This window comes from Rhodococcus daqingensis, from assembly GCF_042665615.1.
Classification (GTDB): Bacteria; Actinomycetota; Actinomycetes; order Mycobacteriales; family Mycobacteriaceae; genus Rhodococcus_G; species Rhodococcus_G daqingensis.
Map to the genome: position 1 here is coordinate 45807 of NZ_JBHTCS010000021.1, position 20883 is coordinate 66689.

23 protein-coding genes are annotated in these 20883 nt (G+C 67.4%); 12 read left to right on the plus strand and 11 right to left on the minus strand.

Annotated features, from left to right (window positions below; genetic code table 11):
- The 3 genes from ACFQS9_RS17375 to ACFQS9_RS17385 all read right to left on the minus strand — a co-directional run bounded on the left by ACFQS9_RS17375 (position 1) and on the right by ACFQS9_RS17385 (position 1282).
- A complete protein-coding gene (locus ACFQS9_RS17375; protein ID WP_378406903.1) occupies positions 1-282 on the minus strand; it encodes a hypothetical protein in 282 nt (93 codons plus the stop codon).
- A 93-nt stretch (positions 283-375) separates the two neighbouring features.
- Positions 376-753: a hypothetical protein gene (locus ACFQS9_RS17380; RefSeq protein ID WP_378406905.1), complete on the minus strand. Its 378-nt coding sequence runs from the start codon at positions 751-753 to the stop codon at positions 376-378.
- 28 nt (positions 754-781) lie between these two features.
- Positions 782-1282 (minus strand): DUF3558 domain-containing protein, encoded by a 501-nt coding sequence (locus ACFQS9_RS17385; RefSeq protein WP_378406907.1) that lies wholly within the window; start codon positions 1280-1282, stop codon positions 782-784.
- Positions 1283-1623: 341 nt separating this feature from the next.
- On the opposite strand from ACFQS9_RS17385, the gene ACFQS9_RS17390 reads away from it, so the two are divergent.
- The 9 genes from ACFQS9_RS17390 to ACFQS9_RS17430 all read left to right on the plus strand — a co-directional run bounded on the left by ACFQS9_RS17390 (position 1624) and on the right by ACFQS9_RS17430 (position 9755).
- A complete protein-coding gene (locus ACFQS9_RS17390; protein ID WP_378406909.1) occupies positions 1624-1959 on the plus strand; it encodes a DUF6412 domain-containing protein in 336 nt (111 codons plus the stop codon).
- Positions 1960-2013: 54 nt separating this feature from the next.
- Positions 2014-2667: an ABC transporter ATP-binding protein gene (locus tag ACFQS9_RS17395; RefSeq protein WP_378406911.1), complete on the plus strand. Its 654-nt coding sequence runs from the start codon at positions 2014-2016 to the stop codon at positions 2665-2667.
- Complete coding sequence (locus ACFQS9_RS17400; RefSeq protein WP_378406913.1) at positions 2658-4028, plus strand: DUF6297 family protein; 1371 nt, start codon at positions 2658-2660, stop codon at positions 4026-4028. The genes ACFQS9_RS17395 and ACFQS9_RS17400 overlap by 10 nt, the downstream gene beginning before the upstream one ends.
- Positions 4029-4184: 156 nt before the next feature.
- A complete protein-coding gene (locus ACFQS9_RS17405; RefSeq protein ID WP_378406915.1) occupies positions 4185-4769 on the plus strand; it encodes a hypothetical protein in 585 nt (194 codons plus the stop codon).
- A 153-nt stretch (positions 4770-4922) separates the two neighbouring features.
- Entirely contained in the window at positions 4923-5912 is a 990-nt protein-coding gene (locus ACFQS9_RS17410) for an RNA polymerase sigma factor (RefSeq protein ID WP_378406917.1), read from the plus strand.
- Between the two features lie 241 nt (positions 5913-6153).
- Complete coding sequence (locus tag ACFQS9_RS17415; RefSeq protein ID WP_378406919.1) at positions 6154-6513, plus strand: hypothetical protein; 360 nt, start codon at positions 6154-6156, stop codon at positions 6511-6513.
- Positions 6514-6631: 118 nt separating this feature from the next.
- Entirely contained in the window at positions 6632-7174 is a 543-nt protein-coding gene (locus ACFQS9_RS17420) for a DUF2716 domain-containing protein (RefSeq protein WP_378406921.1), read from the plus strand.
- Between the two features lie 533 nt (positions 7175-7707).
- Positions 7708-8760, plus strand: a complete 1053-nt coding sequence (locus ACFQS9_RS17425; protein ID WP_378406923.1) for a TY-Chap domain-containing protein — start codon at positions 7708-7710, stop codon at positions 8758-8760.
- 41 nt (positions 8761-8801) lie between these two features.
- Complete coding sequence (locus tag ACFQS9_RS17430) at positions 8802-9755, plus strand: RelA/SpoT protein (RefSeq protein ID WP_378406925.1); 954 nt, start codon at positions 8802-8804, stop codon at positions 9753-9755.
- A 32-nt stretch (positions 9756-9787) separates the two neighbouring features.
- Here the strand turns inward: ACFQS9_RS17430 and ACFQS9_RS17435 are convergent, their stop codons facing one another.
- Positions 9788-10930, minus strand: coding sequence for a patatin-like phospholipase family protein (locus tag ACFQS9_RS17435; protein ID WP_378406927.1), 1143 nt, complete (start codon positions 10928-10930; stop codon positions 9788-9790).
- A gap of 80 nt (positions 10931-11010) precedes the next feature.
- On the opposite strand from ACFQS9_RS17435, the gene ACFQS9_RS17440 reads away from it, so the two are divergent.
- A complete protein-coding gene (locus tag ACFQS9_RS17440; RefSeq protein WP_378406929.1) occupies positions 11011-14244 on the plus strand; it encodes a DEAD/DEAH box helicase in 3234 nt (1077 codons plus the stop codon).
- On the opposite strand, the gene ACFQS9_RS17445 is transcribed toward ACFQS9_RS17440, so the two are convergent.
- Positions 14241-14858 carry a TetR/AcrR family transcriptional regulator gene (locus ACFQS9_RS17445; RefSeq protein ID WP_378406931.1) on the minus strand — a complete coding sequence of 206 codons (618 nt, stop codon included), beginning with the start codon at positions 14856-14858 and terminating at the stop codon, positions 14241-14243. The two genes, ACFQS9_RS17440 and ACFQS9_RS17445, sit on opposite strands and share 4 nt — an antisense overlap.
- Positions 14859-14920: 62 nt before the next feature.
- Here ACFQS9_RS17445 and ACFQS9_RS17450 point away from each other — a divergent pair, with 62 nt between their 5' ends.
- Together ACFQS9_RS17450 and ACFQS9_RS17455 are read left to right on the plus strand one after the other, a co-directional pair.
- Positions 14921-15856: an SDR family oxidoreductase gene (locus ACFQS9_RS17450; RefSeq protein ID WP_378406933.1), complete on the plus strand. Its 936-nt coding sequence runs from the start codon at positions 14921-14923 to the stop codon at positions 15854-15856.
- Between the two features lie 65 nt (positions 15857-15921).
- Complete coding sequence (locus ACFQS9_RS17455) at positions 15922-16203, plus strand: GNAT family N-acetyltransferase (RefSeq protein WP_378406935.1); 282 nt, start codon at positions 15922-15924, stop codon at positions 16201-16203.
- Between the two features lie 10 nt (positions 16204-16213).
- Here ACFQS9_RS17455 and ACFQS9_RS17460 read toward each other — a convergent pair whose 3' ends face one another.
- From ACFQS9_RS17460 to ACFQS9_RS17485, 6 genes are all read right to left on the minus strand, one after another.
- Entirely contained in the window at positions 16214-16750 is a 537-nt protein-coding gene (locus ACFQS9_RS17460) for an LpqN/LpqT family lipoprotein (protein ID WP_378406937.1), read from the minus strand.
- A complete protein-coding gene (locus ACFQS9_RS17465; protein WP_378406939.1) occupies positions 16740-17600 on the minus strand; it encodes a hypothetical protein in 861 nt (286 codons plus the stop codon). The genes ACFQS9_RS17460 and ACFQS9_RS17465 overlap by 11 nt, the downstream gene beginning before the upstream one ends.
- A 165-nt stretch (positions 17601-17765) precedes the next feature.
- Positions 17766-18779: a hypothetical protein gene (locus ACFQS9_RS17470; RefSeq protein WP_378406941.1), complete on the minus strand. Its 1014-nt coding sequence runs from the start codon at positions 18777-18779 to the stop codon at positions 17766-17768.
- Entirely contained in the window at positions 18776-19069 is a 294-nt protein-coding gene (locus ACFQS9_RS17475; protein ID WP_378406943.1) for a hypothetical protein, read from the minus strand. The genes ACFQS9_RS17470 and ACFQS9_RS17475 overlap by 4 nt, the downstream gene beginning before the upstream one ends.
- Before the next feature lie 226 nt (positions 19070-19295).
- Positions 19296-19721, minus strand: coding sequence for a hypothetical protein (locus ACFQS9_RS17480; protein WP_378406945.1), 426 nt, complete (start codon positions 19719-19721; stop codon positions 19296-19298).
- A complete protein-coding gene (locus tag ACFQS9_RS17485) occupies positions 19714-20703 on the minus strand; it encodes a hypothetical protein (protein ID WP_378406947.1) in 990 nt (329 codons plus the stop codon). The genes ACFQS9_RS17480 and ACFQS9_RS17485 overlap by 8 nt, the downstream gene beginning before the upstream one ends.
- Positions 20704-20883 lie beyond the last annotated feature (180 nt).

The window sequence follows — 20883 nt, forward strand, 5'->3', positions numbered from 1 at the left end:
TCACTCCACCCACGCCGTGTTGAACCCGTCGGCGGTCGCCACGTCCTGTTCACGGTACCGGGCGTTTGCTTCGGCAACGGCCTCGCTTGCCGCGGCTAGGGCCACAACGAGCTGTCCGGCGTCCTCGGTCAACCGGGCCATGATCCCCATCAGGGCCGCCGTCGCGTCCCCCGCGTCGATTGCCGCCGGAACCGAGGATCCGACCGCGTCGAGATCGGCACTCGATCGAGCGAATGACTCCACAATCCCTTCGAGTGCAGTGGAATCCACGAACAGAGTCATGCGCAGTCGCCTGTCGATGCCGCGGCCAATCCAACTATCGAGCCCACCATTGCCCCCTCCACAGTGCCGAATATCGCGGTCGAATCAGGTTGTTCAGAGCGCCGCCCCAGAAACTGAGATCCCCCGCGCAGCAGCATCATCCGACGCCGCATACATCGCCTCGATTTTCTCGAACGTCTGCTGCATCTCCTGGACCACAGCGATGTGGTCTGCGATGGCCTGGTCGAGCGAGTAGTTGCCGCCAGTTGCCTTCCGCTCGAACTTGGTGGCGAGTGCGATGCCAGACGGGAGGCGGTCGCCGAAACCCTCGATCTTTTCGAGCGCGCGCCCCTCAGACTGGATCTCCATCAACCGCTCGGCGAACTCAGCGCACCGCTGCGCACACCGATTGGCAACACCACGTTCGAGGCGCAGGTCACCGGATTCGACTGCTGATCCGATCGTGGCCCAGTTCAAAACTGCCTCAGACATTTGGACTCCATCCATGAAAACCATATGGCTATGCGGGGAAATGCGCTTCTAGTTGCCGAGTTGTACTCAATGCAACGGAGCAGGGTTCCTCTGCGAGCGGCTCAGTACCGAGGAAAGCGATCGAAACCAGGATCGAGCCGCCGCTTGACTCAAGTGCAACATCACAATTCCGTCGTTCGTCATCCGACGCTTCCCGATATGTGAAGCCACTCCGCTCACCCAGATCAACAGGCACGAACTCTTCGTTCTTCTTGTTGGCGCGAACGTCGTCAAGCGTGTAGTTCGTCGCGAACACACTCAGAAACTTGTTCCCCTCGTGCCACTTGCAGATGCTCCATCCGGGTTGCTTTACACCCATCACATCGGGTGATTCTGTCGCCGGATCCACGCCCAAGGCCCGCAACGCCTCATCCGGAATGTCATCGCACGGACTGAACACCGGCTCCCCCGACCCGGCCCCCACCGCCTCGGCCTCCCCCGCGACACTCTCCGAACCGCACCCGGCCAGCATCAACGCACCAAAAGCCACGCTTAACGCAACGAGACTCCGTACTCGTACCTGCACCCCGACACTCCCCACTCCCGGCCGATAGATACCGGTCCACCCTAGATAGACGCAGCGCCCCTCCCACCGGTTCCACCTCCCGGACGGAACCTGTCCTATCGACCGCTCTGCCGTGGGCGCAGAAGTTTGAGACGAGTGCCTGGGAGAACAACGCAAATGAGACAGAAGTCGACCCCTACATCTTGAGGCAAGCCAGGTTTGCAGGCCTTCCCTGTGTGTCGACATATGTCGCGGTCTGACTTTGTCGCACAGGTGATAGTGGTTGACCTTCGCGATACTTGAGCTCCTCGCATACGCTGCACGACATGAACTACAGCTGGAGACGCGGCACGGACGTGCTGGTTTTTCTGCTGTTGTGGGCCGCCATCTGGGTTCTCGCGTTGGGGCTCGCTTCCACCGGTGCCACCACACTCTTGGCTGGCCTGTTCGTAGCCATTGCGGCGGTCGCGGCGCTCGTACTCGTCTGGCGCGCCGAAGACCTGATGTTCGGGCTCTGCCGCACCACGCGCGGTCCGACCAGCGAAGAACAGCGCCTGCGGGGCGCGTTCCGCCGCCATTCACACCCCGACGCTCCCGGCCGCCCGCGGCGACCTCGAGCACCCGGCCCCCTCGCAGGGGCCGCTCTTCCTGCATCGGTCTGATCGGCCCCTGCTTCCTCGCGACCCTGCACTTCCTCGAGGAACCGGGAGTACCCCATGCTCAACCCTTCCCAACCGGAGGACCAGGTCCTGGCCGTCCGTGATGCCGAGCGCCGCTTCGGTGACCTACGCGTGTTCGCAGCCGTCACCTTTGATGTATTGGCAGGCCGGTGTTGCGCGATCGTTGGCGCGAACGGTGCCGGCAAGTCCACGTTGCTGCGGTGCGTGACCGGCGCTGACCGGCTCGACGGCGGCACCATCACGGTCGACGGCTCGGTCGTCGACGAGTCGTCGCCCACCTTCCGAGCCGCGGTGGCGTCCGTGGTTGGTGACGTCGCCACGTTCGCCCACCTGACCGCGCACGAGCACCTGCAGCTCGTCGCGACCGCCCACGGCATGCCCGACCCGTATGTGCTGGCGACACGGACACTGTCCGATGTCGGACTGTCCAGCGCTGCCGACCAACTCCCCGTGACTCTGTCGAGCGGCCAACGCCGACGGCTGGCGGTCGCGTCCGCGTTCGTTCGGCCCCGGCGTCTATTGGTTCTCGACGAACCCGAGCAACACCTCGATGCCGGTGGGCGAGCGTGGCTGGCTGCCCGTATCAACGCCGAGAAGGCCGCTGGGACCGCGGTTCTGATCGTGTCCCACGACCCGGCGCTGGTGTCGGCGGTCGCCGACGACACAGTGGACGGTGACTCATGGCGCTGACCACCGCTCCGGTCCCGAGTGCCGGGACGCTGCGTGCGATGCGCCGTCGGTTCGCTCGTGCGCACGCGCCGGGCGGCGACCGAGCCGGCACGATCGTGCTGGCCGCGCTCGGGGCCTACGTTGTCGCCGGGCTCGTGTGGTGGCTGACGACCCGACCAGCGACAGCGCTGGCGGATTCGGCCCAGCTACCCGGAACCGACGGGTGGAACCCGACCTGGGCGTGGGTGGTCGGTGCTGCCGCCATTGCGGCTGGTGCCGCGGCGGCAGGCGCTGTCGGACCGCTGATCACCAGCCAGGAGGGTGGTTTCTGGCTGCTGGCCACCCCGGTTGGCCGGGCGGGGATGCTCCGTCCGATCCTGGTCGTGACGTTCGTGGTCGCTGCCACCGCCGGTGCCGCGGGCGGGCGACTGGCGGCGTTCGCCGGAGCTGTGGCGCAGTGGGCACCGCTGACGGTCGGTGGGGCTGCGGTCGGTGTGGGTGTGGCCGCCACTGCGGTGCTGACCCAGTCCCGAGTGCTTCCGGCCCGCACGATCTCGGTTCTTCAGGTCCTGTTCTCAGCAGTGGGTATCGGTGGGGTGGTGGCTGCGGCCGCCGGGCTGGAGATTCCGGTCGCCGCCACCTGGACCCCGGTCATGGTCATCGCGGTCATCACGATGGCGTTGGCGGCCGCCGCGTTGCGTGCGTGTGGCCGGATCACGGCGGCGGATCTCGAGGAGGGCGCCGACATTGCTGTGTCAGCAGGAGCCTCGATCGTCGGCATGGATTTGTCGGTGTTGGCCGGTGTCGTCGACGATCGCGCGTGGCGGCGTATAGCTCGCCGGCCGACTCGCCCGCTGCCTCGCGGACGCACTCGTGCACTGATCCGCGCAGACTTCCTCCGGCATCTGCGCCGGCCATCGACGTTCGTCGTCGCCGCAGCTGCCGTCGCGGGGGCGTGGACGTTCGGCGGCATGGTGTCGCCGACCGCGGGGGCGTGGGCACAACTGGCGGCGGCGTTCGTCGCGGCCACGGTGTTCAGCGCCGGGCTACGGGAGCTGTCGAGCGACCCCGAGCTGGCGGGGATGCTCGGCCCTGATGACCGGTCACTGCGCCTGCCGCTGATGGTCATCCCCGCGTGTGCGGCTGCGGCGGTGACGGTGATGACGGCACCGCTCGTGGGCTGGTCGGCGCCTGCGCTGGCGACCACCGTGATCGGTTCGTGCTGTGCGGCGTACCGCCTGCGCACCCGACCACGAACTACCTATGACGGGCTCATTCTGGTGACCGGCGTCGGTCAACTGCCGATCGACCTGATCCGGCAGAAACTCCGCGGCCCGGACATCCTCATCGCCACCGCGATACTTCTCGCCGTAGCCGCCTGAAGTGAATGGTGCAGCGATGGTGGGCGATCCGCGCATGGAATGCCCGCCCTATCCCCACCAGCGCAGCGTGTCCCGTTTGACGATCGTCAAACAGGACACCAGCGTCGGCATCGCGCTGGTGCCGCAACGCGGTCCGACCACGTGGACAATGGCTGGGTGAGTTTCGAACTGTGCGGCGACGCATCGGCCGCCGATTGGCTCGTCGAGCAAGGGCTTCCGTGGTCTCGACTAGCGGGGCGCGGCCCGGTCGGATATCCGAGCTATGCACGGGTGAGGTTCATCCCCGACCCGAGCTTTCCTGGACAGAAGACCAGTGACGTCGATTTCGATCAGGATGGGTTGTCGGAGAAGGATCAGATCGGCGTGGCGCTGGAGGTCCTGTCTCGATACACAACCACACCAGGCGAGTGCTACTTCTGCATGTGGGAGGGGTGGGGCACCACCACCATCAACTCAGCGCCCAACTTCGCGATTCCCGATCGCGTCTACTGGTTGTTCCGCGGCACGCTGGCGGACTACGCAGATTGGAACAGCGACGACCCTGTGCGGTGGCCGTATGGCGACTCGCCTGATCCCGCATTCATCTGGCCGGCAGATCGCGCTTGGTGCGTGACCAACGATGTCGATCCGCACTTCGCGACCATCGGCGCCGATGTAGAAGCGATAGATCGGATCGTGGCCGACCAACGAATCGACGCAGTGCTCGACGACCCAGAACGCGAGCCGCCGTACTGGGATTAGCCGAACACCGGGTCGGTTTGCGTCCCATCGAGCAGATCCGGGGTGCGCGAGCGGTGTCCGGTTGGACGATCGTCAAACAAGACACGCGAGCGAGGCAACCTTCCGCATGCTCTCGAACGTCTAGATGGTGAGGAGGACTGAAGGGAGTGTTGCATGGGGGCCGAGGATCTGGAGTCGTGGGTGTCGGGACAGTTCGCCGGGGCGGTGCGCAGGGTGCAGGTTCAGCTGGGCGGTTGGGCAGATGGCGAGGACGCGGTCCAGGAGGCCCTGGTCCGCGCCTGGCTGAGCACCGAGCGTGGAACTCCGATCGATTCGTTGTCGCCGTGGATCTCGACCGTCGCCCACAACGCTGGACTGGACGAACTGCGTCGCCGCCGAAGGGAAGAGGCTGCGCTGAGGCGTGCAGCACTGTATGTGCCGCCGGTGGTCGTCGACGCGAGTCGATTCTCCCGTCTGGACGAGGTTGCGGAGGCCGTTGAGGAGCTTCCGCCACGACAGGCACAGGTACTTGTCCTGCACTACTACAGCGATCTGAGTGTCGCCGATATCGCTTCGCGTCTAGGGATCTCGGTGAGCACCGTGAAGAGCACGCTGCACCGAGCCCGCGCGACACTTGCGACCGTTTTGCCCCACCCCTCACGAGATAGGAGCGCAAGGATGAACGGCTGGAACATTGCGGGAAGTCATCCCCCCGAGTACTCGTTCGACAAGACGGCCGAATCTCTAGGCGGCAAGACCATTGCTCGGCTGCGGTGCACCGCTGACGCGCCACAGGGTTTCGGTACTGCGATGCAGACCATCGCCGCCGATGAGCACGTCGGGTGTCGGATCAGGTTTGCCGGCTCTCTCCGCGGCGACGATGTTGGCGGGTGGGCAGCACTGTGGTTGCGCATCGACGGGCCGAATGGGGTCGAGGCATTTGACAACATGCAGGACCGCGCGGTGCGCGGCACTACCGGGTGGGTGAGTGTGGAGATCGTGCTGGACGTCGCCCCGCAGGCCCGCGCCATCGCCTTCGGTGTACTGCTCTCGGGTGCGGGAGCCGTCGACATTTCTGGCCTGACATTCGAGAAGGTCGGGACCGACGTACCTACGACCGCCCAAACACGCACCGAACCAGTCAACCTCGACTTCAGCAGCTGACCGTCGTTGATCCAGACAGAACCGGCGATGCTGTTCATGCTTGAATCCGTCCTGCACAAAGATCGGCAGACACGACTGCGCAACCCTCACGATTGACGCGCCTCGCGTCAGCGGGGCGCGACCCTGGTTGAACCGAACCGCCATTTGACGGTGCGAGAACAGCGCCACATATCGCCGCGAGTCACACTCCCAATCTCAGTGCCTAGACCGCGCCCCGTGGAAGGCGGAGATACGGTGCGATATGCCCGAAATCGCAAGTCGGAGTCGCACCCAGCCGCCACCGGCTCACGTGGTTTTCCAGGCCCTCATCCAACCGGATCGAGACCCGACCAGGCCGTGGCTGGTCCTGCGCGGGAACGAGCAGCGCCCCATCATCGTCGATGCAACCGAGCCAAATCAGGTGGTGTGGGGATCGCTGTGGCCGGAACGTCCGGATGCCCGCATCAAATTCGACATCACCGGACCACCTCGCGGCGGTGCCACTCTGCGGTGGACCCTGGTAGTCAACGACCCGATCCCGGACGGCGCTACGGTCATCCGGATGCGCAAGCGGATCAACGAGCTGATCAACGCCAATCTGCGCTTCACCTTTGGGCAATAGATCGATACGAACCGTTGCCATCTTCGATTCGGACAGTCAATCCTCGCCGGACCCGTGACATCGTCATTGCGGACAGACAACGGGAACGGCCCGGGGTTAGCCGAAGGAGGTCGCCGCGATGATGAGGCACACGCACAACTTCGGCAGCCCGCTGCCGAATGGCTGGACCACGCTGGATGACCAGGATCGATATTGGGATCGGTTCACTGACAGGTTCGGATTCCGGCCCGGCATCACCGAATCGACCTGGCCGGCGATCGCCGAACCGACACCGTCGATCACCTTCGATCTCAACGCGCCCGCCGACATCTCAGGCGCCTGGCAGAGCCGCTTCGACGCGGTGAACGCCGAGGCATTGCGCTGTTTCGTCTGCGAGTTTCCCGATGACCCGACGTTCGTGGTGCTGGACTGGCAGCACCCCGGATACCGACTCGATGCCGCCCTCCATGCCGCCACTCGTGACACCGAGTGGCGGGTTCCCGTCTACCCCAACGGCGACTACTACATCTTTCTGCGGGACGACCTCAGCGAGGGAACGTTCGGGCATCCATGGGAGAAGACCCTCTGCGTGTTCGGTGAACGACTCCTGGGCTCACTCGCTCTTACCCTCGCGACGTGGCTGCCTGTCAAACGAATCGACGGCCAACCGGACTCCGCGTAGCAACCCGAACACCTCCGACCGTTTCCGATATGAGGCTCGCAGCCATCGGCCATCACGAAGCCGATCGTCACCCACTCGTCCACACTTCCGGCCTGCGATGGAGGTGTCCTGTTTGATGAACGGTAAGACAGAGCAGGACTCCGGTGAGTGAGGCGATCGACTTCCTCGGCCGGCGGCCGTCAAGCAGTCCTGGATACCCGTCCTGCACGCTGATCCTGCGAGGGCGCCCTATCCAGGACCCATTTCTGTGGGCCCCGAGCCCACCGGAACGTCCCATAATCAGACTTGGCCGACCGGGCCTACGAGGACAGGCCACACCATCTTTCGAGTTCGGTGACCTCGCCTGCTGTTCATCCGACGACATGGTCGTCTCATCGGATCACAAGACCCCAGGTGCTTGTCTCAGAAGCTCACGATGTCCGATTCTTGTCTCGTTTTCAGGCAATGGCGGCCCGCTCGCCTCCCGGACTTCGTCGGACCCTCGCGATAGGTTTGCTGATGTCGGGGTTCCACGACACGCGACAGGGGGAACGATGACCGCGAGTTTCGACGACAACATCGAGCAGGCCTGGGCCGACTTCCAGGTGGTTCTCGCCGACCATGTCGCGTCCATGGTGGACGACGACCTTCTGGCGTTGGAGCTGGGCGAAGAGTCCTCGGTGGAGGGCTTCGTCCCGTGCGTGCAGTTCCTGGCGTGGGGCGGCGACCAGGTGCGTTGCGAGGTCCCGTCGAACGCCTACCTCGACCCCCGGCACCGGCTGTCCGCCGCGGCCGAGGCGCGGCTGGTGGAGCTGGGCTGGCACCGCCCGACCCGCGCCCCGGAGGACGAACCGGACACGGGGTCGCCGGCGTTCTACGTCGACAAGCCCGCGAACTGGGCCGATCAGCTGGCCGCGATGGCGGTGACCGTGTTCCGGGAGACCTGGAGCGTCCCGCACCCCAGCTTCCTGCGGACCGAGGCAGTGGGGACGCTGGAGGCGCTCGAGTTCGAACCGTCGCTGCCGGACGAGGAGTTCTTCGCCCTGGACCTGGGTGCGGCCGTGGTGCCGCGCGATGACGAGCATCTCTACGAGCTGGTCGCGCTGACGCTGGCCCGCCTGTTCGACGAGCCGCCCGGCGACGACGGCCACAGCGACTTCATGCTCGCCCTGGGCAGGGTGGTCGGGTTCGTGGGGCCGCACCTCGAAGGCGGTGAGGTGCAGGTGCGGGTGCCGCTGGTGCGTGAGGTCAGCGACCGGACCCGGGCCAGCGAGCTGATCGCCGACATGAACCGCCGCTGGCCGCACCTGAAGTTCACCCTGTCCACGGACCGGGTGGAGGCGTGGGCGGCGGTGCTCGCGAACCCGTATGTCCCGCAGCATCTCATCGACATGCTGGAGCAGCTGTTCGCGTTCGCGCGCACCGTCGACGACGAGTTCGCGGCGCGGTTCGGCGGGCGGCTGGACGGCCCGCCCGAACCCGAGCCGGCGCCGATGGAGGTCGATCACGGCGAGCTGACCGTCCCGCCCCCGGCCTCGAAGCCGGTGCGTCAGATGGAGCTGTTCAGCGATCCCGGCGAGCAGACGCTCTTCGACGAGCCGAGCTGACGGCTCACCCCACGAACCACCCACACACTCCGGATCGGATCATGCGCACCAGGAAGAAGTCGGACAGCATCGCGGCGCTGGTGAACCAGCTCTACGATCAGCGCGAGCGCGCGTGGGCCGCGGCGCTGGTCACCGCGCAGACGTTCCTCGACACGCTCGCCGACGACGTGCTCGAGGACCTGGACCGCGACCGGCTCAATGCCAAGACCGCCCGGATCAAGGATCGCGAGCGCACCGCCGACAAGGTCCGGCGCCGGATCGCCGAGGGGCAGATGGCCCGGCCGACCACCACCGACCACATCGCCGACGCCATCCACGACCTGATCGGGATCAAGGTCCTGTGCAAGACGCCGCGCGATCTCTCCGCGTTCACCGAGAAGCTGCACGAGGCCTGCACCTCCCCCGCCTGCTCGGTGCGCCTGGCCGTCCCGCCGCGGGACTACGTGACCCATCCCAAGGACAGCGGCTACCGGGCGTATCACGCGGTCCTGCTGATCAAGGTCGCCACCCACGAGGGCGATCTCGGCGTCAAGGTCGAGGTGCAGGTGAAGACGCTGCTGCAGGACGCGTGGGGCGAGCTGACCCACGAGGACATGTACAAGCCCGGTAAGGCGCTCAAGCCCAACGAGTTTCACCGGGACGTGGCGCGCAAGATGGCCACGCTGCTGGACAACGTCGACACCATGGCCGACCTGCTGGCCGCCGAGCTCGACCGGCAGACGGCGCAACTCGACGCCGACGCGGACGGCACGGCGCCGGAGAGCTCGGAGGAGCCGACGGTCTATGCCCGAATCACCCGGACCGGCCCGCGCTATGCCCTCGCCGTCACCCTCGACGGCCGGCAGGGCCTGATCCCGGCGCGCTCGGTCCGCAGGCTCATGGGGTCGAGCGCCCGGATCAACGTCAGCGACTACCTCGAGGTCGGCGACATGGTCGACGTGCGGGTCGAGGAGACCGACACCGCGCTGTACTACCACCCGGTCGCCCTCAGCTGAGTCGGCGAGGACGGGGTCGGGCAGCGGCATGGCTACCCGGATTCGACCAGGTCGACGGTACGCCCGAGGTCTGCTGCCTGCCGGGTGAAGGCGGGGTCGAAGAAGAGGAAGCTGAGCAGATCGCCTCGGTCTGCCGCCTCGCCCCCGATCAGCCGGGCCAGTGCCCACAACGCAGGGTTGTTCGCACCCCGCAGGCATGCGAATTCTTCGCGGAAGACCCTGTCCGCGAGCGCGGCGATCTCACCGGGCCGGCCCGGGGACGGACCGGCGAACGTGACGCCGATCCGGTAGGGCTTCTTCGGGTAGGGGTGCGCACGCTTGTTGCGGCGTTCGATCGCGGTCAGATCCTCGATCATGCGGTCGGCCAGCATGGCACGCAGGGCGAGCGCCGCGGCACCGAACACGTCCGGTTTCCCGGTGTGAATGGGCTGGGCGGACGGCAACCCGGTCGGCCAGGTCCGGGGGTGCGTCGCGACGACGCCCAACAGGTCGGCACCGAAATCGATCGCGGGCTTGAGCGGCGTATTGAGCAGCAACCCGCCGTCGACGTACCACCCGGACCAGCGCTTCGGATATCTCACGTGCACCGGGCGGAAGAGCGCCGGCACGGCGGCGGAGGCGAGCACGTGGTCGACGCCGAGTGTCGTCTCCACGTACGTGATGTTGCGGCTCGCGTCGTAGCGCGGGAGCTTCACGGACGGGTGCTTCTCCACGAACACGACCGTTCCCCGCGTCGCCACGGAGGTCGCGGTCACCGCGACGGCATCGATCGTTCCTGCGGCGATGTTCTCGTGCAGCATGTCCCACGGCAGCAGCCTCAACAGGGTTGTCCGCAGCCGCTCGGTGTCCAACAGACTCGGCAGCCGTACCGGCATTCCGGCGAGTTGCCCCAGGTAGCGCAGCCCGTTCCCGACGACGCTGCTCACCGGTTCGAAGACGTCGTCCAGCTCCAACGAACCCCACTGACGGACGAGTTCGTCCGCCGCCTCCACGAGTCCCAGGTCGAGGAAACCGCCGAGCCCGACCACGTTCAGGGCGCCGGCGCTGGTGCCCACCAGGATCGATGGCGGGGTGTCGTCCTCAGCCATCCGTTCCGCCAGCGTCGCCATCGCGCCGGCCTCGAAGGCCCCTCGCGCGCCCGCTCCCGCTACGACAAGCCCGATGCGTTCAGCCACGATCCGCCCCAATCGACGCACGCGTTTCTTCCCGTCTCCTGACCGTACTCACCGTCGCCCCCACCGACTACCGTCTACCCATGCTCTCGCCCATCGACCGCGACCACGCCATCACCACCCTGGTGCGGGCGGTCGGCACGACGACCTACGACCGCGGCGTCCGCTACGCCCGCGGCGGAGCGGTGCTCGAGCTGGATTGGATGCCCGCCGAGGGTCGGGCGGTCGGCCTGGTCGACGGCACCGACTTGTACCGCACCACCGCGCGGTTCAAGCCGAACACAGACCGGCTCGAATTCAGCCACGGCGAGTGCAGCTGCCCGGTCCGGATGAACTGCAAGCACTCGGTCGCGCTGACCGTCGCCCTCCTCGACCAGCCCGAGACGCAGGCCGTCGCGGCGCCACCGTCCTGGGAGGAGCTGCTCGGGGCCGCCCTCGGCGGCGACGACCGACGCATCGAGGGAACCGTCCCGCTGGCGGTGCAGCTGACGCTGACCCCCGGCCCCCGATCCCAGTTCTGGCGGCTGTACGCGAGGCTGGCGCGGCCCGGGAGGTCGGGCTGGGTCAACGCGAACATGGCCTGGGCGAACCTGCCGACCATGCACGAGGTGGACCCCCGGCACCGGGACCTGCTGACCGAGCTGCACACGGTGCACCAGCTGGGCGGGCGCCGGCGGAGCGGCTACGGGACCGCCGAGAAGGACCTCGACCTGACCACGATCACCAGCCGGCGGCTGTGGGCGCTGCTCGACGAGGCCGCCGGCGCGGGCATCGAGCTGCTCTACGGCACCAAGGAGCTGGGCGCCCTCCCCCACCCCGGCACCGCCGAGCTGTGCGTGGACATCGACGAGACCGGCGGCGACCTCGTGGTCACCCCGACCGTGCGCACCGACGACGCCGAGCTGCCCGTGGACGTGCTCGGCTTCCTCGGCGAGGACGCGCACGGGGTGATCTACCTGCGACCCGACGACCCGCGCGCCCCCTCGCCCGCGCAGTGGCCGTTCCGGATCGCCCGGCTGTCCGGCACGGCGCCGCGCGCGATGCAGGAACTCGCGATCGCCGGCGCCTCGATCACCGTGCCCGCCGCCGACGCGGACCGGTTCGCGACCTCCTACTACCCGCGGCTGAGCCGGGCCGCGAGCGTCCGCTCCCCTAACGGCTCGTTCACCGCCCCGACGATCGAGGGTCCGACGCTGCTGCTGGACGTCGCGTACCAGGCGCGGCACCGGGCCCAGCTGCACTGGCGGTTCGGCTACGCCATCGGCGCCACCGACCACGAGGTGGAGCTGGCTCCGGGCCACGACGAGTCCTTCCGCGACGCGGCCGCGGAGCGGGCCCTGCTCGCCGGGCTGGACCTGCCGCTCGAGACGCACCGGCTGCTCGGCCCCGGCGGCGGGCTGCTGCCGCGGGTGAGCCTCGAGGGGCTCGACACCGCGCGGCTGACCACCGAGCTGCTGCCGCTGCTGCGCGGGCGCGATGACGTCGAGGTGCGGGTCGAGGGCACCGCCGCCGACTACCGCGACGCCGGCGACACCCTGAGCATCGGCGTCGGCACCGACGCCACCGACAGCGGCGACTGGTTCGACCTGTCGATCACGGTCCGCGTCGAGGACGCCCCCGTGCCGTTCCGGGACCTGTTCGCCGCGCTGACCGCGGGCCAGTCCCACCTGCTGCTGTCCGACGGCGCCTACCTCTCGCTGGACAAGCCGGAGCTGCAGCGGCTCAAGGACCTGATTGCCGAGGCCCGCGACCTGCACGAGCAGGACCCGAACGGGTTGCGGCTGAGCCGGTTCCAGGTGTCGCTGTGGGAGGAGTTCGCGGCGCTCGGGGTGGTCGAGCGGCAGGCCGCCCGGTGGCGCGAGCAGGTGCAGGGGCTGCTGGACGTGGCGGCGTCGTCCACCGTCGAGGCACCGGCCTCGCTGCGGGCGACGCTGCGGCCGTACCAGCTCGACGGGTTCCGCTGGCTGAACTTCCTGTGGAGCAACGGCCTCGGCGGCATCCTCGCCGACGACATGGGCCTCGGCAAGACAGTGCAGTCGCTGGCGCTGATCTGCCAGGCCCGGGAGGCGAATCCGTCCGATCCGCCGGTGCTGATCGTGGCGCCGACGTCGGTGGTCTCGAACTGGGCGTCGGAGGCGGCCCGCTTCGCCCCGCACCTGCGGGTGGTCGCGGTGACCGAGACGGCGGCGAAACGCGGTGCGCCGCTGGCCGAGTCGATCGCGGGGGCCGACGTGGTGGTCACCTCCTACACCCTGGCCCGGCTCGACGACGAGGAATACGCCGCGCTCCGCTGGTCGATGCTGCTGCTCGACGAGGCGCAGTTCGTCAAGAACCACCGGTCCAAGGCGTACCTGTGCATGCGCCGGATCGAGGCGCCGACGAAGATCGCGATCACCGGCACCCCGATGGAGAACAACCTGATGGAGCTGTGGTCGCTGCTGTCGATCACCGCGCCGGGGCTGTTCCCGAACCCGACCCGGTTCGCCGAGTACTACCGCACCCCGATCGAGAACGGCGGCGACGTCGAGCTGCTCGGCCGGCTGCGGCGGCGGATCAAGCCGCTGATCCTGCGCCGCACCAAGGAACAGGTGGCCTCCGACCTGCCCGCCAAGCAGGAGCAGGTGCTCGAGGTGGAGCTGTCGCCGCGGCACCGCAAGCTCTACGACACCCACCTGCAGCGCGAGCGCCAGAAGATCCTCGGGCTGGTCGAGGACGTGGACGCCAACCGGTTCACCATCCTGCAGTCGCTGACCCTGCTGCGCCGGCTGAGCCTGGACGCGTCGCTCATCGACGACCAGCACGCCTCGATCACGTCGGCGAAGATCGACGCGCTGCTCGAGCAGCTGGAGGATGTGATCGAGGGCGGGCACCGGGCGCTGGTGTTCAGCCAGTTCACCGGCTTCCTGGACCGGGTGCGCACGCGCCTGGAGGCCGAGGGCGTCGGCTACGCCTACCTCGACGGCAGCACCCGGGACCGCGCGAAGGTGTTGGGCGAGTTCAAGAACGGCGACGCGCCGGTGTTCCTGATCAGCCTCAAGGCGGGCGGGTTCGGGCTGAATCTGACCGAGGCCGACTACTGCTTCCTGCTCGACCCGTGGTGGAACCCGGCCAGCGAGGCGCAGGCCGTCGACCGCACCCACCGGATCGGGCAGACCCGGAACGTGATGGTGTACCGGCTGATCGCCAGGGACACCATCGAGGAGAAGGTGATGGCGCTGCAGGCCCGCAAGTCGGAGCTGTTCGCCAGCGTGGTGGACGAGGGCGGGGCGTTCAACGCGACGCTGTCCGCCGAGGACATCCGGGAGCTGTTCGGCTAGCGCCGGTTCGCGATGCCCGCGGCGGCCGCGAGCGCCTCGACCACCCAATCGTCGTAGTCCGTTGCGCTCCAGCCCCGTTCGTCGATGAGCAGGGCGTGGGTCTCGGGGCTCTGCAGTGCCAGCCCAACGTCGACGCAGCGGTCCACGTCGAGGCCGTCGACCTTGCCGGCGAGCGCGGTCATCAGGTGCCGCAGCACGGTCTCGTGGTGCTCGCAGGTGGTCTGCCACAGCTGCGCCACCTCCGGGTCCGCGCCCGCCGCCGCGCGGACCGCCAACAGCACCGGGGCCACCCGGTCCAGGATCAGCCTGGCCGCGTACACCTGGATGCGCAGCTGCGTCAGCGGGTCCGGCTCGGCAACGGCCTCGGCCACCCACGGCCGGTCCAGCGTGGCGATCGGCTCGTCGTCGCCCGCGATCGAGACGTCGAGCAGCGCGGCGAGCACGGTGCGCTTGTTCCCGAACACGAAGTAGACGGTCTGCACCGCGACGCCCGCCTCGGTCGCGATCGCCTTGATGGTGGTCGACGCGTAGCCGGCGGTGGTGAACAGGGTGCGCGCCGCGGTCAGGATCTTTCGCCGCGCCGGTGTCTTGTCGTCCGCGATTGGTGTTGCCACGAACTGAAGTGTAGATCTAGAGTTACGCACTAGAGCTTCACTCTAGCGATCTGGGAGACGACATGACCTCGGTACTGGTTCTCGGCGGATACGGCGCGGTCGGCGCGCACGTGGTCGAACGGCTGCGTGCAGACGGAGTCGACGCGCTCGCCGCGGGCCGCGATCCCGCGCGGGCCGACCGGGTGGTCGACCTGACCGATCCCCGCTCACTGGAGTCGGGGATCGACGGGGTGTCCGCGGTGGTGAACTGCTCCGGGTCCGAGGAGCCCGCGGTCGCGGCGGCGGTCGCCGGGCGCGGGATCCCGTTCGTCGACATCACCGCGACGTCCGAGTATGCGCGGGCGCTGGAGCGGGTGCAGGGCCCGGTGCTGCTCGGCGTGGGCATCGCGCCCGGCCTGAGCAGCCTGCTCGCCGCCGAGGCCGCGCGCACGGAAGGACCGGTGGACGTGCTGATCGGGCTCGGCGCCGGCGAGGCGCACGGCCCCGCGGCGACCGCCTGGACCTACGGGCTGCTGGGCAAGCGCTTCGATGACCCGGACGGCTCGCGGGTGCGGAACTACACCCGGCCCACGCGGTTCGACCTCCCGGCCGAGGCCGGTTACCCGCCGTTCCCGGCGCTGCGCACGGACTTCGCCGACCAGCACCGGCTGACCCAGGACCTCGGCGTCCCGGTCCGCAGCTACCTGCGACTGGACTCCCGCCTCGCGACCGTCGGCCTGGCCGCGCTGACCTGGACCCCGCGGATCGCGTCACTTATCCCGGCGGGCGGCATGCCCGGCGGCGACGGCTGGGTGATCGCCGCCCGCGGCGGCGACGGCCGGTCGTGGTGGGCGACGGGGCGCGCGCAGTCGCGGGCGACGGCGGCGGTCGCGGCGCGGGCGGTGCAGCGGGTTTTGGAGACCCCGATCACGTCGCCGACGTGGCTGCACGAGACGGCCACTCTGGACGACCTTCGCCCCGCCCTGGCGGACTCCGGAATAGCGCTCGGGACCGGATAGTTGACCCTGCTAGTACCCCGCATGGGTAACGTGCGAGGCATCCTCCGACGAAAGGACCCGTCACCGTGGCGCACCGCATCGAGCACAAGCCGGCCGAGAACCGCTTCGAGATCCACGTCGACGACGCACTCGCCGGGTACGCGGACTACACCGTGATCGGCGGCGTCCGGGACTTCGACCACACGGTCACCGATCCCGCGTTCCGCGGGCAGGGGCTGGCAGGCAAGCTGGTCGCGGCAGCGCTGGACGCGTCGCGGGCGGACGGGATCTCGATCGCGACGTCGTGCTCGTATGTGGAGAAGTTCGTGGAGCAGAATCCGGAGTACAAGGACCTGCTGGCGGCGTAGCGCGGCAGGTCTAACGCTGGGTTATCTCAAGCCCCAGGTTGAGGACGGCGACGTCGGTAGCGAGGTCGCCGTCCCGACTCGCCAGCGACGTGACGGTCAGTTGGGTGAGGTATTGCCCCTGCTTCCCGTCGGACACGACGTAGCGGGTCGTAGCATCCAGATTCCAGGGCTCGACCGCGTAAATGCCTCGGATAAACGCCGAGGGGCGACCGTGGAATTCGGCGGTCGACAGTTCCACGTCTTGCCATCCAGGCAGTCGCCGTGAATCGGCGAACGCCCGTGCCAGCACATCCCCCGGCTCGGCCGCGGCCGTGAGTCGTCCGTGCGTCAGCACCGCGTTCGGAGTGAATCCCTCCGTCGCGGCGCCCAGACATACCAGCACCTGAACTGCCCCAGAAACCTCCCCAACGGGTAGTTCGGACCACCCCGGCAGCACCGGGACCGAAACCGTCGACTCACCGTCATCCGATGGAACGCAGCCGATGCCATGCGCGGCGAGGTACTCCGCGATCGTCTGATCACCCGAATCATTGGCGTCAGAAACCACTTCGCAGGGCCCTTCTCGAACCCGACGACTTGGCGGAACGCGCCTCCCGGAACCGCACGCGCAGCGCCGGCGGGCGCAACAGCTCACGGGCATCGGGGCGCATGAGAATGTCGCGGCGGTCGGGGTTGTCCTTGAGGAACTGGAGCAGCGCAAGCAGGGTGTTGGGTTCGGCAACGAGGAGGTGGGCCAGGACCGTGACTTGATCGTCCGTGTCGAAGGCGAGCTGCTCGGCTTTGGTGCGCGTCGTGGTCGACCGGATCCTGATGATGGGATTGCGGACCTCGATGAGGCCGCCGACTATCTGCTCGTCCGGAATGAACTCGACGATGTCGTCCCACGGCAAGAAGACGTCGAACGTCTTGACGATGGGGCCGCGGTATCGCCGCGTGGTTCGCCGGATACCCGCTCGCGAGACGATCAAGACCGTTGATGCTCGGAACGCCACGAAGAACACGAACGCAGCCACCGAGATTCCGCCGCAAACCAAAAGGAACCGAGCCTCACCGACATCGTCGGGGTTGAGGAAGCTGGCGGTCGATTCGAGCCCGAACGACCATCCGATCGCGGTCACGAGCGTGAACGCCGCGACCAATCCGAGAACTATGAGCAGGGCAACCAGATACCGCCGCATCGGGATCCGGATACCGCACCCATCGCCTGTACCTACCCCGGTGACTCTGCGCGACAATCCGAAGTACCGAAATCCAGCCAAGCCCAACAGACCTATGGTGCCGACGCATGCCAGTACGAAGAAGCCCACCGCCAGCACGACAGTCTCTGTCTCGTGATCGCGCAATCCTTCCAACACGAGGAGTACGGCCAATACCGCGACCGGCGCAACGAAGCCCACCCCAACCAAGGGCGCAATTCGCAACGCATGCGGCCAAACACCGTGGATTCCCAACTCCGGTAACGTCGGGTCAACACCACTCGTACCCGCGGGGCGTTTAGCCATCCTTGCCTTTACCTCTCGACTTGTGGGGCCCCGCGCTCATGGCCGGCCACCCAAGACTTGTCAATCCCAGATCTTCTGAATCATCTTGGATACGCCGTATCCGGCGCCCGCACTGACGCCGGCCCCGACGACTAATCCAACAACCGTCCCCACTCCGGGTACCGCGGATCCCACCGCTGATCCCGCCAGTGCCGACGTGACCACCGGACCTACCGCCGACCCCGCCCACGCTCCAAGTGACAACCCAAACCCCGCACCGACACCTTCGGACACAACCGCCTTCGTCGGATCCATGCCACCGTCGATGTCGTTGACGACAGCTGGCACCGTGCCGACGACGGCCCAGAACGGCCCAAGACCTCGACCGATCGAGCGCGCCAGGTCGTCACCCGAGGTGGTGGCCGCGCCGACGAGTCCCGCCCCTGTTCCGTCTGCCACCAGACCGATCGAGGATGCGGCAACCGTTGCCGGCACGTCGGGCTTCCAGGTGAAGACGTCCTTCTTTTCCTCCACGACCTTGCCAGGCACCGCGGCGTCTCCGGCCCGCTGGAGTACGACCGTCGCGTCCTGAATCCGGCTCGATGCATCGGACGCGGCGGATTCCGCCTGCCGCAGCGCCCCGACCACCGCGATAGTCAGTTCCGCTGCCTCCTTCTTGATCCGAAGAGCCGCGATGTCGGCCATACCCGATGGGGCGAGCGCGAGCATCGCCAACAGTCCACTCGGATCGACCTCCCCGGTGTCGGCGACCCGGTATCCGCGGCTGTGCGCGCCTGCGACCACCGTGACCAGGTGGTCACGCGCCGACTCCACGATTCCCGCACCCACCCGGTACTCCTCCGCGACCGCGTCGAGGGCTCCGGACACGCCCCGCCCGAGTCGCTGTTCCTGCACGACGCGCCCGGCCGCTGCGGTGGCAGCGGTGCCGTGCCATGTTTCGGCGAGAGCGTCCTGTTCGGAGGTGAGACAGTCCACCTGAGCGTCAACCTTCGCTGCGACGGATTCGATGCCGTTGGCCGTAGCCCGAAGCGCATGGACGTTCCAGGACTTGACCTGCGAGACGGTCGGGCTCATGAGGGAACGTCCATCACGTGCAGCTTTGCGGTGAAGTCGGTCTCGGTGACGTCATAATTGTTCGCGGTGCCGTGCGCGATCTCAGAGATCGTCATAAGCCTCGAGCACACATTCCGAAGCGCCGCGGCTGTCACTTCGAATCCGTCCACACAGACGTCCGAGAACTGGGTACCTGGGAGCGCCTGCTGTGAATCCACGAACGGCGAGCTCACGTCGAGTCCCGCGATCGAATCGGATACTCCGGACACGGCATCCCCGAACTTGCGCAGCATCTCGGGATCAACCTTCAATGACATACGATTCCCCCAAATCGACTCCCCGGGTCGAATGCTAGCAGCGAGGCAATCGACTGCCGGCTGCCCAGCCATGTCGGAGCCACATCGCGATAGGCGTGATTGAACACGTCGGGCCGGCGGGCCAGGCCTCGGCTGAGTCACCCCGTCCGACACAAGACCTTCAACCAATCAGCCCACACTTACACCTCGCGAGTGACCGACCTCCGCGCGGGCCTCAGGCTCAGAGCTCCCAGACGTGGTTCGGGTCGTCGAGTGCGGCCCGAATCTGGCCAAGGTCCCCGATGTTCGCGAGCGGTGAGGTGCGTGCCATCTCGACGATGCCGGTGAGGACGCTGTTGACAATCTGCGAATCCCCCCGGTCGAGCGCGGTGTCCAGGCGACCAAACAGCTCGTCGAAGTTCGAGCGCCGCTCGGCGAACGACTGCTCGAAATACTGCTTGAGAACCGATTCCGCCGCTTTGATCTTCGCGACCTCGGTCGCCTCGTACGTCGCCAGCCTTGCCTGCTTCGTGTTCTCCACGGCGTGGACCTTCACGCAGTCCTGGACCGCGTCGACGATCTGTGACAGGGCCGCAAACCCGTCGAACGGCGTCACCACTCGAGGTGGCAGCACCTCGCCGACGTGCACCTTGTCCGGCTCAGCCATGTCCGTTTGCCTCCACCATCGGTCGGTACCTGATCGTCACCTTCGCGCTGCGCTCCGTCAACTCGCCCTCGTCGTCCACGAGCAGTACCGCGGCAACATCGGCGACCGCCTTGACGAGTTGGAGTCCTCGCTGCAACCGAGAGGTGTGAACGGCCGGATCGAACGGTTCCGATTCGAGTTCGTCGAGGGCTTCGACCGCCTTCGTCGTGAGTTGCTCAAGGAGGGCACTGATCTCGTCCGCCCGTGATGCCACCGCGCCGAGCCTGGTCTCCGTCTCGTCCAACTCTGCGATCGCGACAGCGATCTTGGCATCCGCTTCCTTGGCCTGGGTAAGGGCCTTCTTCCCCTGCCCTTTGACCACGGCTCCCCCGACGAGTAGTGCGGGTCCGATCGTGACAAAGTTCAGGGCGGCTGCACCAGCAGCCATCCCACCTCCACCCGCGGCCAGTGAACCGCCTCCGAGCCACGCCATCGTCGCATTGGTTGCCGCGGCACCCGACAGACCGGAGATCGCCGTTCCGGTACTGGCGACGCCGACTGTGCCGGCCGCGGCCGCGACGGCGGCGGAGGTTCCGGAGGCGACTACTGCCGACCCGGCCGCTCCTCCCAGCCAAGAGGCGAGGTCGACGGAGAGCTTCTGCGCGTCGGACACCCGAGTCTGGTCGAAGTCGACGCCGTCTGCGAGTAGCCGCTGGGATTCGCGTACCTGCTTCTCGTGGCGCTTCAGAAAGTCGATCATCCGGACGACCACGTCGGTGATCGCCCGCTTCTGCTGGCCACCGAGGTCTGCGATCCGATCATTAGTAGCGGAAACACAGGTCTCGATCTCCGCGTAACGGCGGTCGTAGCGACTGCGCGCCTCCGCGATCTGGCCCGCAGCCTTTTTCAGGTCGTAAGCACCCTTCCCGCCGAGCGCCACACCGCTGCCCCCAGTCAATGCTCCGACCGCGATGAGCGCGACAGGTATCAATGGCAAAACCATGGTCTCCCCTTCGTCTCCGTGATTGTGCCATCCGAGGGTGACATTATTCTCAGATCGGGCACGTCGACACGACTGTCTCCGAACCCGGGGCGCCGGAGCGCATACTCGGTGGGAGTTCCTGCACGACAACGGTGTCCGTCATCTGAATGACAGCCTGGCCGCGTGACCAACCCCCGGCTA

Coding starts and splice junctions, on each gene's coding strand:
- ACFQS9_RS17425 (WP_378406923.1), top strand. CDS start 7,708: ATGACCGCGAGTTTCGACGACAACATCGAGCAGGCCTGGGCCGACTTC.
- ACFQS9_RS17430 (WP_378406925.1), top strand. CDS start 8,802: ATGCGCACCAGGAAGAAGTCGGACAGCATCGCGGCGCTGGTGAACCAG.
- ACFQS9_RS17470 (WP_378406941.1), bottom strand. CDS start 18,779: ATGAGCCCGACCGTCTCGCAGGTCAAGTCCTGGAACGTCCATGCGCTT.
- ACFQS9_RS17415 (WP_378406919.1), top strand. CDS start 6,154: ATGCCCGAAATCGCAAGTCGGAGTCGCACCCAGCCGCCACCGGCTCAC.
- ACFQS9_RS17410 (WP_378406917.1), top strand. CDS start 4,923: ATGGGGGCCGAGGATCTGGAGTCGTGGGTGTCGGGACAGTTCGCCGGG.
- ACFQS9_RS17440 (WP_378406929.1), top strand. CDS start 11,011: ATGCTCTCGCCCATCGACCGCGACCACGCCATCACCACCCTGGTGCGG.
- ACFQS9_RS17400 (WP_378406913.1), top strand. CDS start 2,658: ATGGCGCTGACCACCGCTCCGGTCCCGAGTGCCGGGACGCTGCGTGCG.
- ACFQS9_RS17450 (WP_378406933.1), top strand. CDS start 14,921: ATGACCTCGGTACTGGTTCTCGGCGGATACGGCGCGGTCGGCGCGCAC.
- ACFQS9_RS17420 (WP_378406921.1), top strand. CDS start 6,632: ATGATGAGGCACACGCACAACTTCGGCAGCCCGCTGCCGAATGGCTGG.
- ACFQS9_RS17390 (WP_378406909.1), top strand. CDS start 1,624: ATGAACTACAGCTGGAGACGCGGCACGGACGTGCTGGTTTTTCTGCTG.
- ACFQS9_RS17380 (WP_378406905.1), bottom strand. CDS start 753: ATGTCTGAGGCAGTTTTGAACTGGGCCACGATCGGATCAGCAGTCGAA.
- ACFQS9_RS17485 (WP_378406947.1), bottom strand. CDS start 20,703: ATGGTTTTGCCATTGATACCTGTCGCGCTCATCGCGGTCGGAGCATTG.
- ACFQS9_RS17480 (WP_378406945.1), bottom strand. CDS start 19,721: ATGGCTGAGCCGGACAAGGTGCACGTCGGCGAGGTGCTGCCACCTCGA.
- ACFQS9_RS17395 (WP_378406911.1), top strand. CDS start 2,014: ATGCTCAACCCTTCCCAACCGGAGGACCAGGTCCTGGCCGTCCGTGAT.
- ACFQS9_RS17375 (WP_378406903.1), bottom strand. CDS start 282: ATGACTCTGTTCGTGGATTCCACTGCACTCGAAGGGATTGTGGAGTCA.